General features: G+C 68.2%; 15 protein-coding genes. 5 read left to right on the top strand and 10 right to left on the bottom strand.

All coding sequences use genetic code 11. The features are described 5' to 3' along the window. Positions 1-123: 123 nt before the first annotated feature. From AB0H76_RS00820 to AB0H76_RS00850, 7 genes are all read right to left on the bottom strand, one after another. Positions 124-1,110 (bottom strand): glycine betaine ABC transporter substrate-binding protein, encoded by a 987-nt coding sequence (locus tag AB0H76_RS00820; RefSeq protein ID WP_357315451.1) that lies wholly within the window; start codon positions 1,108-1,110, stop codon positions 124-126. Beyond that, a complete protein-coding gene (locus AB0H76_RS00825; RefSeq protein WP_357315454.1) occupies positions 1,107-1,856 on the bottom strand; it encodes an ABC transporter permease in 750 nt (249 codons plus the stop codon). The genes AB0H76_RS00820 and AB0H76_RS00825 overlap by 4 nt, the downstream gene beginning before the upstream one ends. Continuing rightward, on the bottom strand, positions 1,853-3,019 hold the full coding sequence (locus AB0H76_RS00830; protein WP_357315457.1) for an ATP-binding cassette domain-containing protein: 1,167 nt from the start codon (positions 3,017-3,019) through the stop codon (positions 1,853-1,855). The genes AB0H76_RS00825 and AB0H76_RS00830 overlap by 4 nt, the downstream gene beginning before the upstream one ends. Then, positions 3,012-3,662 (bottom strand): ABC transporter permease, encoded by a 651-nt coding sequence (locus AB0H76_RS00835; protein ID WP_357320259.1) that lies wholly within the window; start codon positions 3,660-3,662, stop codon positions 3,012-3,014. The genes AB0H76_RS00830 and AB0H76_RS00835 overlap by 8 nt, the downstream gene beginning before the upstream one ends. A gap of 68 nt (positions 3,663-3,730) precedes the next feature. After that, complete coding sequence (locus AB0H76_RS00840) at positions 3,731-4,747, bottom strand: acyl-CoA desaturase (protein WP_357320261.1); 1,017 nt, start codon at positions 4,745-4,747, stop codon at positions 3,731-3,733. A gap of 187 nt (positions 4,748-4,934) precedes the next feature. Continuing rightward, on the bottom strand, positions 4,935-5,078 hold the full coding sequence (locus AB0H76_RS00845) for a hypothetical protein (RefSeq protein ID WP_357315459.1): 144 nt from the start codon (positions 5,076-5,078) through the stop codon (positions 4,935-4,937). 23 nt (positions 5,079-5,101) lie between these two features. Next, entirely contained in the window at positions 5,102-5,596 is a 495-nt protein-coding gene (locus AB0H76_RS00850; RefSeq protein ID WP_357315463.1) for a MarR family transcriptional regulator, read from the bottom strand. Positions 5,597-5,709: 113 nt separating this feature from the next. Between AB0H76_RS00850 and AB0H76_RS00855 the strand changes: the two genes are divergently transcribed. Next, positions 5,710-7,323, top strand: a complete 1,614-nt coding sequence (locus tag AB0H76_RS00855) for a DHA2 family efflux MFS transporter permease subunit (RefSeq protein ID WP_357315467.1) — start codon at positions 5,710-5,712, stop codon at positions 7,321-7,323. Positions 7,324-7,365: 42 nt separating this feature from the next. Here the strand turns inward: AB0H76_RS00855 and AB0H76_RS00860 are convergent, their stop codons facing one another. Beyond that, on the bottom strand, positions 7,366-7,944 hold the full coding sequence (locus tag AB0H76_RS00860) for a helix-turn-helix domain-containing protein (protein WP_357315470.1): 579 nt from the start codon (positions 7,942-7,944) through the stop codon (positions 7,366-7,368). Positions 7,945-8,026: 82 nt separating this feature from the next. Between AB0H76_RS00860 and AB0H76_RS00865 the strand changes: the two genes are divergently transcribed. From AB0H76_RS00865 to AB0H76_RS00880, 4 genes are all read left to right on the top strand, one after another. Beyond that, positions 8,027-8,521 (top strand): DUF1772 domain-containing protein, encoded by a 495-nt coding sequence (locus AB0H76_RS00865; protein WP_357315472.1) that lies wholly within the window; start codon positions 8,027-8,029, stop codon positions 8,519-8,521. A 22-nt stretch (positions 8,522-8,543) separates the two neighbouring features. After that, positions 8,544-9,335: a PIG-L family deacetylase gene (locus AB0H76_RS00870; RefSeq protein WP_357315475.1), complete on the top strand. Its 792-nt coding sequence runs from the start codon at positions 8,544-8,546 to the stop codon at positions 9,333-9,335. A gap of 75 nt (positions 9,336-9,410) precedes the next feature. Then, positions 9,411-10,202, top strand: a complete 792-nt coding sequence (locus AB0H76_RS00875) for an SAM-dependent methyltransferase (RefSeq protein WP_357315477.1) — start codon at positions 9,411-9,413, stop codon at positions 10,200-10,202. 55 nt (positions 10,203-10,257) lie between these two features. Next, positions 10,258-10,965, top strand: a complete 708-nt coding sequence (locus AB0H76_RS00880) for a hypothetical protein (protein WP_357315479.1) — start codon at positions 10,258-10,260, stop codon at positions 10,963-10,965. 3 nt (positions 10,966-10,968) lie between these two features. Here AB0H76_RS00880 and AB0H76_RS00885 read toward each other — a convergent pair whose 3' ends face one another. Continuing rightward, a complete protein-coding gene (locus AB0H76_RS00885; RefSeq protein ID WP_357315482.1) occupies positions 10,969-12,588 on the bottom strand; it encodes an MDR family MFS transporter in 1,620 nt (539 codons plus the stop codon). Beyond that, positions 12,581-13,075, bottom strand: a complete 495-nt coding sequence (locus tag AB0H76_RS00890) for a MarR family winged helix-turn-helix transcriptional regulator (protein WP_357315484.1) — start codon at positions 13,073-13,075, stop codon at positions 12,581-12,583. Before AB0H76_RS00890 ends, AB0H76_RS00885 begins: the two co-directional genes overlap by 8 nt. Positions 13,076-13,137 lie beyond the last annotated feature (62 nt).

The following is a 13,137-nucleotide window of genomic DNA, read 5'->3' on the forward strand; positions in this document are numbered from 1 at the left end:
GATCTACGGGACTGCGCGCCGGTTACCCAGGGTTAGAATCGGCTTGATTTCACACGCGTAACGGGTTGTGCTCGCGGACAAGGGCTTTCGCGCTGATTGCGCAGGTGGCAGCGCGTTTCCGGGTCAGGGGATGGTGATGAAGCCCGCGGCCGCCAGCCAGTCCCGGGCCACGTCGGCGGGTTCGCGGCCCTCGACATCGACCTTGCGGTTGAGCTCGGTGACCGACTCGTTGGTGAGCAGCTGAGAGATCGGCGTGAGCACGTCGAGCACCCGGGGGTGCGCCTCGGCGAAGTCCGCGCGCATGACGAGGGCGATGTTGTACTGCGGGAAGAATCCGAGGTCGTCCTCGAGCAGGCGGAGATCGAGCGCGGGGATGCGGCCGTCGGTGGCGGCGACGGAGCCGAAGCGGCATTGGCGGGCATCGGCGGTGGACTGGTAGACGATGGCGTCGTCGACCACCTGCTTCTGCACCTTCGCGGCGTCGATGCCGTATTTGCGGATCACGCCGGGGAAGCCGTCTTGGCGCACGCTGAATTCGGTGCCGACACAGGTGGCCGCGGCGGCCGGGTCGGTGTTGGCCAGCTTCGCGTATTGGGACAGCGTCCGCACCCCGGTCTCTTCGGCGGTGCGGGCGCTGGTCGCGATGGCGTAGGTGTTGTTGACCGGTGCCATCGCGGCCCAGAGCATTCCGTGCGCGGCGCGGTCGGCGTCGCGGACGGCCTCGAACTGGGGCTGCGAGCCCGGGACGGGCGCCTCGTTGCCCAGGTAGTTGATCCAGCCGGTGCCGGTGTAGTCGTAGGCGATATCGACCTGTCCCCGGACCTGCGCGTCGCGCAGACTGTTGGAGCCGACGATATCGGTGAGATCCCGCACCTCGGCCCCCGCCGCGTCGAGCGCGAAAGCGATGATCAGGCCGAGGATCTCCTGTTCGGTGAAATCCTTGGAGCCCACGGTGATTCGCACACCCTGGAGTTCGGGTATCGGCTGGATGCTGCCGGGATCGACCTCCAGCGGCACCGAGCGTCCCGCTTCCAGCCCGCAGGAGGCGACGAGCGCCACGGTGAGCGTCATCGCGAATGCCGCACAGCCACGCCGGATCCGGGCCTTCATCGCAGCCCCTTGGGTCCGAGATACCGTTCGGCCAGCGCGCCCACCCAGTCGATGAGCAGCGCCAGCGCGACTGCCAAGAGCGCGCCGACCCAGAGCGTGACGTTGTCGCGCAGCTTGTAGCCGGTATCGATGAGGATGCCCAGCCCGCCCGCGCTCACCAGGAACGACAGCGTCGCGCTGCCGACCGCCAGCACCAGGGAGGTGCGCAGGCCCGCCAGGATGTAGGGCACGGCGAGCGGGAATTCGATGCGGCGCAACACCGTCGCGGCCGACATGCCCTGCCCGCGACCGGCGTCGATGAGCATGGGGTCCACCTGCTGATAGCCGAGGATGGTGTTGCGCAGCACCGGCAGCAGCGCCAGCAGCACGATCGGCGCTACGCCGATCCAGAAGCCGGTGGTGCGGGTGACCAGGTAGAACAGCACGATCAGGCCGATGGCCGGCGCGGCCGCGCCGATATTGGCGACGCCGACGAAAAGCGGTGCCAGGCGCCGGAATCGGGGCCGGGTGAGCGCGGTGCCGAGCGGGACCGCGAGCACGATGACGATGGCGACCACGGTCGCGGTGATGAGCAGATGCTCCCAGGTGACGGTGGCGATGATGCGCGCGCTGAGACTGGCCTGCTGGGTGGCGGTGAGATCTCGGGCGAACGCCCAGACCAGCACGCCCGCGCTGAGCAGCACGGCGAGCACCGGCTGGGCGAAGAGCCGGATGCGTTCGGCGCGGCGTTCGGTCTGCGCGGTCACGGCGAGCCGGTTCCGGAGTGCGTGGTGCGCAGGGCCGACAGGTGCGAGACCAGCGTGTCGATGGTGATCAGCCCCGCGTACACCCCGCGCCGCCCGGTGACCACGGCGTTCGCGGTGCTGTCGGCGAGCAGGGCCTCCAGCGCTTCCTGCAGGGTGGATCGCAGCGAAACACCCTCGCCCACCGCTGTTCCCACCTCGTGCAGGGACGTCGCCTGCTCCAGCCGGGGGAGGGTGACCCAGCGCAGTGGGCGCTGGTGTTCATCGAGGACGAGACCGAAGTCCTTGCCGTCCTCGGTGATCTTGGTGCGCAGCGACGCGACCGAATCGGTGGCCAGGGCGGTGGGGCAGGCGTCGAGCTCGACGTCCTCGACCCGGGTGAGCGTGAGCTGCTTGAGCGCGGCGTCGGCGCCGACGAAGCCCGCGACCGTTTCGTCGGCGGGTTCGGCCAGGATCGCGGCCGGGGTGTCGTACTGCAGTATGCGAGACTGGTTACCCAGCACCGCGATCCGATCGCCGAGCTTCACCGCCTCGTTGAAATCGTGGGTCACGAAGACGATCGTCTTGCGCAATTCGGCTTGCAGCCGCAGCAATTCGTCCTGCAGCAGCCCGCGGGTGATCGGATCGACCGCGCCGAACGGCTCGTCCATCAGCAGCACCGGCGGATCGGCCGCGAGCGCCCGCGCGACACCGACCCGCTGCTGCTGGCCACCGGAGAGCTGGCGGGGATAGCGATCCCGGAAGGTGCCCGGATCCAGCCCGACCAGATCCAGCATCTCGTCCACGCGATCGCCGATCCGCTTGCGGTCCCAGCCGATCAGGCCCGGCACGGTGGCGACGTTCTTCGCGACCGTGAGGTGCGGGAACAGCCCGGCCTGCTGGATGGAGTAGCCGATCCCGCGCCGCAACTCGTCCGGATTCACCGCCGCGGCGTCCCGCCCGCCGATCGTGATCGTGCCCGAACTGGGCTCGATCAGCCGGTTGATCATCCGCATGGTCGTCGTCTTGCCGCAGCCCGAGGGCCCGACGAGCACCACGGTCTCCCCGGCCGGGATGGTCATCGACACGTTCTCGACCGCCGGATCCGATTGCCCGGAATAGCGTTTGGTGACCGCGTCGAGCACGATCTCGACCCCGGACACGTCCGGTTCGACGGTTTCACTCACGGATACCCCCGGGGGTGGTCAGTCGTCCGGCCAGGACGAGCAGGGCGTCGAGCAGCAGCGCCAGCAGGACGATCAGCACCGTGCCGGTCAGTGCCTGCGGCACCGCGGTCGGCGTGCCGAGCCGCGACAGCCCGGAGAAGATGAGGTTGCCCAGCCCGGGCCCCTTGGCGTAGGCGGCGATGGCCAGAATGCCCATGATCAGCTGCGTGCTGATCCGCATCCCGGCCAGAATGGCCGGCCAGGCCAGCGGCAGTTCGATCACCGTGAGCACCCGCAGCCGGTTCATGCCGACACCGCGGGCGGCGTCGGTGACGGCGGGATCGACCGAGGACAGACCCACGATCGTGTTGCGCAGAATCGGCAGCAGCGCGTAGAGCACCAGCGCGGTGATGGTGGGCGGAACACCGAGCCCGAGAACGGGAATCAGGATGCCTAGCAGGGCGAAGGACGGAATGGTCAGGATGATGCTGGCGGCGGCCGTGGCGGCCGCCGAACCGGCCGGGCTGCGGTAGACCAGCGCGCCGATCGCGATCGACACGACCGCGGCGATCAGCACCGACTGCACCACCGCCGAGACGTGCAGATAGGAATCCGTCATCAACTGCTGGCGGTGGTCAGCGATATAGGTCCACAGCGCGTCCAGTACCCCGCCCTCCCTCAGGTCGGCATCGCGGTGAGCCTATCGGCAATGCCACGACGCCGCAGGGCAATTCAGGGTGCGGGATGCTGGGCGTGCCGGCCGACGGCGTTGAGATGGCCGAGCGCTTCGGCGTAGGAATCCAGCAGTCCGGTCTCGCGATAGGGCACGCCGATCTCCGCGCAGAACTCCTCGACCATCGGCTTGGCGCGCCGCAGATTCGGGCGCGGCATGGACGGGAAGAGGTGATGTTCGATCTGGTAGTTCAGGCCGCCGAAGACGGTATCGGTCAACCAGCTGCCGCGGACATTGCGCGAGGTCAGCACCTGCCGCCGCAGGAAATCGGTGGCGTCGTCGGCCGAAAGAACTTCCATGCCTTTGTGATTGGGCGCGAAGGTGCAGCCCATGTAGAACCCGAACAGGCCCTGCTGCACCGCGATGAAGAGCAGCGCCTTGCCCGGCGGCAGCACCAGGAACACCACGGCGAGGTACCCGGCGGCGTGCGCGGCCAGCAGCGCGCCCTCCCAGACCCGGTGCCGCAGCGGCCAGCTCACGACCGCCCGGACGCTCGCGTAGTGCAGGCTCCCGGCCTCGAGTAACAGCAGCGGGAAGAACAACCAGGCCTGGTAGCGAAAGATGAAGCGCCGCAGCCCGGTACCGGCGGCCGCGCGGCCGCCCGAATGCGCCAGAATCCCGGAGACGTCGGGATCCGCGCCCTCGGTATTGGGGTGGGCGTGGTGCCGGTTGTGGTTGCTGGTCCACCAGCCGATGCTCAACCCGGTCGCGAGATTGCCGGCCAGCAGGCCGTACACATAGTTGGCGCGGCGGCTGCGGAAGATCTGCCGGTGCCCGGCATCGTGGCCGAGGAAGGCGAACTGGGCGAAGACCGCCGCCAGCACCACCGCCACGGCCAGCTGCCACCACGAGTCACCCAGCAGCACCAGGGCCGTCCACCCCGCGACGAACACGCCCGCGGTCACCGCGGTCTTCACGCCGTAGTACCGCGACTGCCGGTCCAGCAGCCGCGCCGCGCGCACCCGCCGGGACAGTACCGCGTACTCACTGCCACGCGTCGTCGCCGGCGCGGGCATGACCTGCGCCAATTCTGCTACTACGGGCACCGCACATCCCTGCTGTCGCTTGGTGATCAGCAGTGGTTTCCATGCGCTTGTCACAAGAACTCTCGCCTGCCTCCCCGCATCATGCCGTCAACTGGCCACCATCAGGTAAACGGACGCGCGGAACGCCGAGACATCTGTGTGACATCGCCCTGCCGGGCTACCGCCCGCGGTGGGTGTCGCGCGGCCCGGGCCAGCCCCAAGCGAGGTCGTCGACCGCGAGGAACGGTTCACGCACCACCGCCGACGGAGTAAGGCCGGTGAACGCCGCGACGTCGCGGTGCAGGTGGCGTCCAGACCGCACGCCGATTGGTTTCGAGTGACAAGTCAGGACTTGGCTCGCGGGGGTGGGTCGAGGGGTTGGTCGAGCTGGGTGTGCATCGCGGACAGCAGGTCGGTGAGGAAGGTGTCGAACTGCTGGAGCTGGGTGCTGGAGTAGCGGGCCATGACGGCGCCGACCTGTTCGCCGAGCGGGCCGAAGAATTCGTCGGCGAGGGTGTGGACCTCGGGGCTGCTGCGCAGGGTGACGACGCGCCGGTCGCTGTGCTCGCGGGTGCGCATGACGTGGCCGGCCTGTTCGAGCCGGTTCAGCAGGGCGGTGGTCGCGGGCTGTGAGAGCCCGATCCGTTCGCTGAGGCGGGCGGGGGACAGGGTCGCGCCATGTTCTTCGGCGGCCAGGATTTCGATGAGCGCCTCGGCGTCGGTGGAGTGCAGGCCGAGCCACGCGGCGAAACGCCGGCTGAACTCCCGGAAGGTCGCGCCGTAAGCGCGCAGGCGTTCGGTCACCTGCTCCTGCTGCTCCGGAGAAACCGGGTCGTCCATCCTCGCCACCTCACCCTTCCGCGCCGAGCGCTACCCGGCGACACCGATTGACAACTTACGGCCATCCAAAGTACTTTTACCGTGGAATTATTCTACCATGGAAGGAGTTGCTGATGGATGAGACGAAAACACCCCTTCTGCGGTGGCTCGGCTTGATTGCGATCGCCCTCGGCGTCGCCCTGATCGTGGTCGACACCACGATCGTGAACGTGATCATCCCGTCGATCATCGAAGGCTTGAAGACGGATTCGACCGAGGCGCAATGGATTCAGGAGTCCTACGCGATCGTTTTCGCGGCGCTGCTGCTGGTGGTCGGGCGCATCGCCGACATCATCGGCGCCCGGCGCGTGTTCGTCGCCGGTGTCGTCGTGTTCGGCGCGACCAGCATCCTGGCCGGGCTCGCGCCCGGCGGCGGCCTGCTGATCATCGCGCGCTTCCTGCAGGGCGCGGGCGCGGCGATGATCCTGCCGACCTCGCTGGCCCTGCTCAACGCCACCTTCACCGGCAAGGCGCGCGGTCAGGCGTTCGCGGTGTGGGGCTCCACGATCGGCGCGGCCGCCGCGCTCGGCCCGCTGCTGGGCGGTTGGCTGGCCGAGCATGTCTCGTGGCGCTGGGCGTTCGGCATCAACGTGCCACTGGCGGTGCTGATCGTGGTCGGCGTGCTGCTGTGCATCGAACGCTCACCCCGCGTGCCCGGACGCCTGGACGTCCTGGGTTCGATCCTGTCGGTACTCGGCCTCGGCCTGCTGGCCTTCGGCCTGGTCGAGGGCCGCACCTACGGCTGGATCAGCACGACCCACGCGATGAGCCTCGGCGGATTCACCTGGGACAGTGGGCCTTCGCCGGTCCTGGTCGCTCTCGTGCTGAGCGTGCTCGCCCTCGGCGGATTCCTCGCGCGGCAGATTCTGCTGCGCCGTGGCGGCAATGCCGACAAGGCGCTGCTGGATCTGGGCCTGTTCGCGCTGCCGTCGTTCCGCAACGGCAATATCGCCACCCTGATCATCGGGCTCGGCGAGTTCGGCATCGTCGCCGTGCTGCCGCTGTGGTTGCAGTTCACCCTGGGCTACAGCGCGTTGCAGTCGGGTCTGGCGCTGGTGCCGATCGCCATCGGCAGCTTCATCGCCAGCGGCGCGAGCTTCGGCTTGGCGGGCAAGGCGTCACCGTTGAACATGGTCCGGCTGGGGCTCGCGCTCGAGGTCGCCGGCCTGGCGGCGCTCGGCTTCTTCGCCGCCACCGACAGTTCCTGGTGGGCGATCTCGCTGATCCTGTGCGTGTACGGCGTCGGTGTCGGCTTCGCCACGGCGCAGGTGACCAATGTGGTGCTGGCCGACATCCCGGAGCAGGACAACGGCCAGGCCTCCGGTATCCAGAGCGCCTTCCGCCAGCTCGGGTCGGCGTTGGGGATCGCGATCCTGACCACGGTCTTCTTCACCACGCTGAGCTCGCAGATCGACGACGATCTGGCCGCGGCGGGCACCCCGCCGGCGCAGGCGCAGCAGTACGCGGACGCCGTCACCGGCAGCGCGGGCGCCGCGATCGAAGGCTTTGCCGCACAGCCGGAAACGCGGGAGGTCGCCGCGGTCGGCCGGGCCGCGATGACCGACGGCGTCACCCTGGGCGGCTACCTCGCGGCCGGATTCGTCCTGCTCGGACTGATCGCTACCGCGCTGATTCCGAAGCAGGAGGTGCACGAGGAGGAGCAAGGGCGCGCATCGGTGCACGTCTGACCGCGCCTGCGGCCCCCGGCTCGGCCGGGGGCCGCAGGCCGTTCAGGCGGTCGGTCCGACGAGCCGAAGAGCGCTGTCGTGCAACGACTTCTCGGCTTGTGCCCGGGTCATGCGGCCGGCCTCGACTTCGGCGCGGGCAGCGCGGGTGATTGCGATGACGGTCGCCGCGAGCCACTGCACCGTTGTGGCGCTGTCGAATTCGCCGGTGCGCTGTCCGCGTTCGAGCAGGCGCAACAGGCGCTCGTAGACAGGGGCTGGAAGTTCCTGGCCACGAGGAGATTCGGCGCTCACGCGCTGCTTCACTTGGCGTAAATCGACTGCCCGCCAGCTCAAGTCGAGGATGCGGCGCAGCGCGTCCGTCGCGGGCCCGGCATCGAGGTCGGCGGCGTCGAGCGCGGCCACCGTATCGGTCTTGATGCGCTCCGCCACGGCCTCGAAAAGCGCCTCGCGACTGGAGAAGTGGGCGTAGACGGTTTGCCGCGTCACCCCCGCCGCTTCCGCGACAGCCGCGAGCCCGCCCGTGTCGACGCCCTCGGCCAGGAGGCGACCGGCGGCGTCGAGGATGGCCGCCCGGCTGCGCTCGGCGTCGGCGCGGCGGCGGGGTTCCTGTGCAGCGGACAATTCTTACACCCTTGTCAAAGTTAACGATGGGCCATAACCTTTACAGCGTTGTAAGAATTCTACGGCATCGCTCAGGAGATTCATGCGCACCCGACTCACGCACGCCACCGCGCTACTGACCACCGGCCTGCTCGCCGGGGCCTTCGGCTACGGCGCGGCCAATCTCGCGCCGACCTTCCATCGGGTCCCGCTGCAGATGCGGCTGGAGTTCCACACCGAACTCATGAAGGCCAACAGCATCAGCATGCACCTCACCATGGCGGCCGCGGCCGTGAGCTGCCTCGGCCTGGCCCTGCTGACCACCGGGCGCACCCGGCGGCTGGCCGGCGCGGCTACCGCGCTGGTCGTGGGCTCTTTCGCGATCACGCGGCTGGGCAACGTGCCGATCAATCACCAGATCAACCGCTGGGTCAGCGCGGGCCCGCCCGCGGACTACGCCGCGATCCTCACCCGTTGGGACATCTTTCACGGACTGCGGACCGGCACGGCCCTGCTGGCCTTCGGGCTCGTGATCGTTCTCGCGCTGTGGCCGGTCGTCGCCGGGAATGCGGACGATCATTCCGGTGTTGCCCAGTGATATGTCGGAACGACTGACGATCATGGCTGTCCACGCCCATCCGGACGACGAGGTGCTCAATACCGGCGGCGTGTTCGCGCGCTACGCCGAAGAGGGCATCCGCACCGTCCTGGTGACCTGCACCAACGGGGAGCAGGGCGACGGACCCGAGGGCGTGAAACCCGGTGCGCCAGGCCATGATCCGGCCGCGGTGGCCGAGCATCGACTCGGTGAGCTGCGGGCCTCGGCCGCACTGCTCGAGATCGAACACCTCGAACTGCTGGGTTACCAGGACTCCGGGATGGACGGCTGGGACGCCAACGCCGATCCCCAGGCCTTCACCAACGCGCCGGTCGCGGACGCCGCCGGGAAACTCGCCACCCTGATCGAGAAGTACCGCCCGCAGGTGATCGTCACCTACGACGCGAACGGCGGCTACGGCCATCCGGATCACATTCAGGCACACCGCATCGCGGTCGCGGCCACCGAGTCCACCGGCATTCCCGCCAAGCTGTACTACGCGGTCGTGCCGCGCGAAGCCGCCCAGGAAATGGCCGCCACCGCCAAGGCCAACGGCGTCGATGACTTCGAACTGCCCGAGGACTTCGGCACCCCGATGGCCGAGATCACCACGGTGGTCGACGTCGCCGCCTACACCCGGCGCAAGGTGAAAGCCCTCGAGGCGCACGGCAGCCAGAGCGACGGCGCCTTCTTCCTCGGCCTGGACGAGCCGGTCCAAGATCTCATCCTCGGCACCGAATTCTTTGTCCGGCAACAGAATCGGGTCGCGAGCGCGCCCGATCGGGAAACCGACCTCTTCGCCGGGCTGCGCTGAAAACTGGCAGCCGCAGGGCCGGACGGACTAGCGTGAACCCGAAGGTTCGAGGTCACCGAGTGCGGCGGTAACGAGATGTATAGCGATGCTCAGCTGAGTCAGCCACATCCCTCGCGCATCTATGACTACTACCTCGGCGGTAAGGACAACTACGAGGTAGACCGGCTGGCCGCGGCGGAGATCCTGGAGGCGTGGCCGCACATCCGGACGGCGGCCCGGGTCAACCGCCGTTTCATGCACCGCAGCATCCAGTTCCTGGCCGAATCCGGCATCCGGCAGTTCCTCGATATCGGCACCGGGATTCCCACCGAGCCCAACCTGCATCAGATCGCACAGCAGGTCGCCCCGGCGGCGAAGGTCGTCTACGTCGACAACGATCCGCTGGTCCTGACCCATGCCCGCGCCCTGATGACGGGGAACGAGCAGGGGGCCATCGCCTACCTCCAGGGCGATGTCACCGAGCCGAGCGCCATTCTGCAAGCCGTGCAACGGAATCGAACGCTGGATCTGTCCCAGCCGATCGCCCTGAGCATGATGGCGCTGCTGCATTACATCGACCACAGCGTCGACGACGTCATGGCGACCTTCGTCGAGGCCCTCGCGCCCGGCTCCTACCTCGCGATCTGCACCATCACCGCCGATTTCGCCCCCGAGCAGGTGAACGCCGCCCAGGAGATCTACCGCGTCCGCAAGCTGCCGGCGCAGGCCCGCGGCCGGGACGAGGTCACCGGCTGGTTCGCCGGACTCGATCTGGTCGAGCCGGGTGTCGTGCCGCCGCACCGGTGGCGGCGCGCGGAGATCGCCGAGGTGCCGGCGTCCTACGACGCCAAGGTCTCCTGCTACTGCGCGGTGGGCCGCAAACTCTGAACCCAGTGCCCGAAGCCCTTGGCACACAACGAGGTCGCTCCGCGATGATGGACGCGTGGAGATCCCTGGATATGTCATGGACGGCGACGGGCGAGCGGAGTTGTACGACGCGACCGAGCTGACCGCGCATCCGGCGTTCTGGTCCTATCACCTGTGCGGCACGGTGAACGACGCCCATCGGTACTTCGGGGTACCCGACGAGGAGTTCCTGCGGATGCGGGATCGCCTGACCGATGCCGCGCGCTGGCCGGTGCTGCCGATACCGCTCGCGGGCGGGCACGAGATGTTCATCGTGTACGAGAACTACGAGCTGACACCGGGCGACTACGAATACGAAACCAGCTATCTCCTGCGGCTCACCGACGCACCGGACCTGTTGGCGCTCAGCACAACCGACATGTACGGCTCCTACGCGGGCATCCGCTGGGCCGAACTCGCCGCAGCGGCAACGCCGTCCGGTGCCGGCGGGATCCAGCACGCCGCGGCTCGATTGCTGACCCTGCTCCCGATCCTCGGCGACGCGGAACTACCGCTGCCGGAAGCGACCGATGTGCTGGCCGAGGCGCTGCGCGCCGTCGGCGCGACCGACCCGGCTCGCCAGGCGGCAGCTCTGCTCACCGATCGGGAGTTCTGCGGCGACGAGCCCTGGTCGGTCGACGCCGACGGCGTCTGGACCTGCGATGAGCAATCCAGCCGACGGCACCGCGACCAGGGGCACAGTAGTGCCGACCTGGCCGCGATCAGCCACGCGCTCCAGCGGTAGCCCTCAGCGGGCCGGTTGACCCGCCGCGACGGGCTGCTCCGCCGTGCCCGGCTCGGTCGCGACCATCGGGTCGAGCGCGGGATCGATGTCGATCGTGCGCCGGAGCGGACGGTTCGGCAGCAGGGTGGTCGCCAGGAGTGCCACGACTGCGGCGCCCGCGGCGATCAGGAAGATCCGGCCGGTCGCGTCGCCGTAGGCAGCGCGAATAATGGTGGCGATGGGTTCGGGCAGGGCAGTGATATTCAGATTGCTGCCGCCCGAGGCACTCGGGTGCGCGCCCACCTTGGCGAAGCCCGCGGTGGACAGGTCGCTGACCCGGGTGGCCAGGACCGAACCGAGCACCGAGACTCCGATCGCGCCGCCGAAGGTGCGGAAGAACGCGACACTGCTCGAAGCCGAGCCGATGTTGTGCACGCTGACGGTGTTCTGCACGGCCAGCACCAGGTTCTGCATCATCAGGCCGACGCCGAGGCCGACGATGGTGATGAACAGCCCGACCAGCCACAGATTGGTCGCGTGGTCGATGGTCGAGAGCAGTCCGAAACCGACCACCAACAGCGCGCCGCCGGTGACGACGAAGCCCTTCCACTTACCGAAGCGGGTGATCAACTGTCCGGAACCGACCGAGCCGATGAGCATGCCCGCCACCATCGGGATGGTCAAAATGCCCGCGGTAGTGGGGGAGTAGCCGCGCGCGGTCTGAAAGTACTGGCCCAGGAAGGTGGTCGCGCCGAACATGCCGACGCCGACCGCGATCGAGGCGATGATCGCCAGCCCGGTGGTGCGCTCGGTGACGATCCGCAGCGGGATGATCGGCGACTTGGCGCGGGATTCGACCCACAGCGTCGCGAGCAGCAGCAGCACGCCCGCGCCGACGTAGAGCGCCGACTCCCGGGAGAACCAGTCGTAGTAGCCGGCCTTGCCCGCGAAGGACACCCAGATGAGCAGGACGGAGACACCGCCGGTCAGCAGCGTGGCGCCGAGCCAGTCGATCGAGACGCCCTGCTTGGCTTCGGTGGGCAACCGCAACGTGCGCTGCAACAGGAAAAGCGCGATCACGGCGAGCGGCACGCAGACGAAGAAGGTCCAGCGCCAGCCCAGCGGGCTGTCGACGATGACGCCGCCGAGGATCGGCCCGCCCGACATCGAGACGGCCATGACCGCGCCCATGTATCCGGAGTACCGGCCGCGTTCCCGCGGGGCGACGATGGAACCGATGATGGCGACGGTGAGTGCGGTCAGCCCGCCCATGCCGACGCCCTGAATGGCGCGCGCGACCAGCAGTACCGGCACATTGTGTGCGAATCCGGCGATGACCGAGCCGACGACGAAGATGATGATCGCCGTCTGGACCAGCAGTTTCTTATTGAACAGATCCGCGAACTTGCCCCAGATCGGGGTGGACGCGGCATTGGCCAGCAGCGCCGTCGTGATGACCCAGGCGTACGCGGTCTGCGAACCCTCGAGGTCGCCGATGATGGTCGGCAGCGCGGTCGCCACGATCGTGGTGCTGAGCAAAGCTGTGAACAGCGCGGCCAGCAAGCCGGTCATTGCTTCTAGAACTTCGCGGTGCGACATGGCGTACGGATCGCGCGGGGTCACCGCCTTGACTGAACTAGACATTCACTTCCTGACTCTCTCCCGGAACGGGCCGGTGGCTCGCTCCGGTGTGGTGCACGTGTGTGGTCAGTGCGTTCTTGAGTTTCTGAACAGCCGCGCGCGCCTGCTCGGCTTCGTCCTCGCTCCAGTCGGTGAGGACGGCTTGCAACTCCTGTGCCCGGGACAGTCGAACGCGGTGCAGCAGGTCACGACCTGCTTCGGTGACCTGGATGACGTTGGCGCGGCCATCGTTCGGGTCGGCGTGCCGGCTGATATACCCGGATCCGACCAACTCCGCGACCTGCCTGCTCAGCACCGAAGGGCTGATACACAGCTGCGCGGCCAGATCCCCTTGCCGGTTCGGGCCCTTGGCCTCGAGCAGCCCGAGCACCGCGACGCCGCCCGGAAGCAGCTCGCCCTCCTCCGGATGAAGAAGCGCGAGGCGCATCGCCCGCCCGACCAGGTAAAGCTCCCGGACCAGGCCTTCAGCGGTATCGGCGGACACTGCCATGGTCACTCCAAGCACAAGATTGTCGTTGCCTTATGCAACTATAAGTCATTTACTTGTACTAA

The organism is Nocardia sp. NPDC050712 (assembly GCF_040654295.1).
Classification (GTDB): domain Bacteria; phylum Actinomycetota; class Actinomycetes; order Mycobacteriales; family Mycobacteriaceae; genus Nocardia.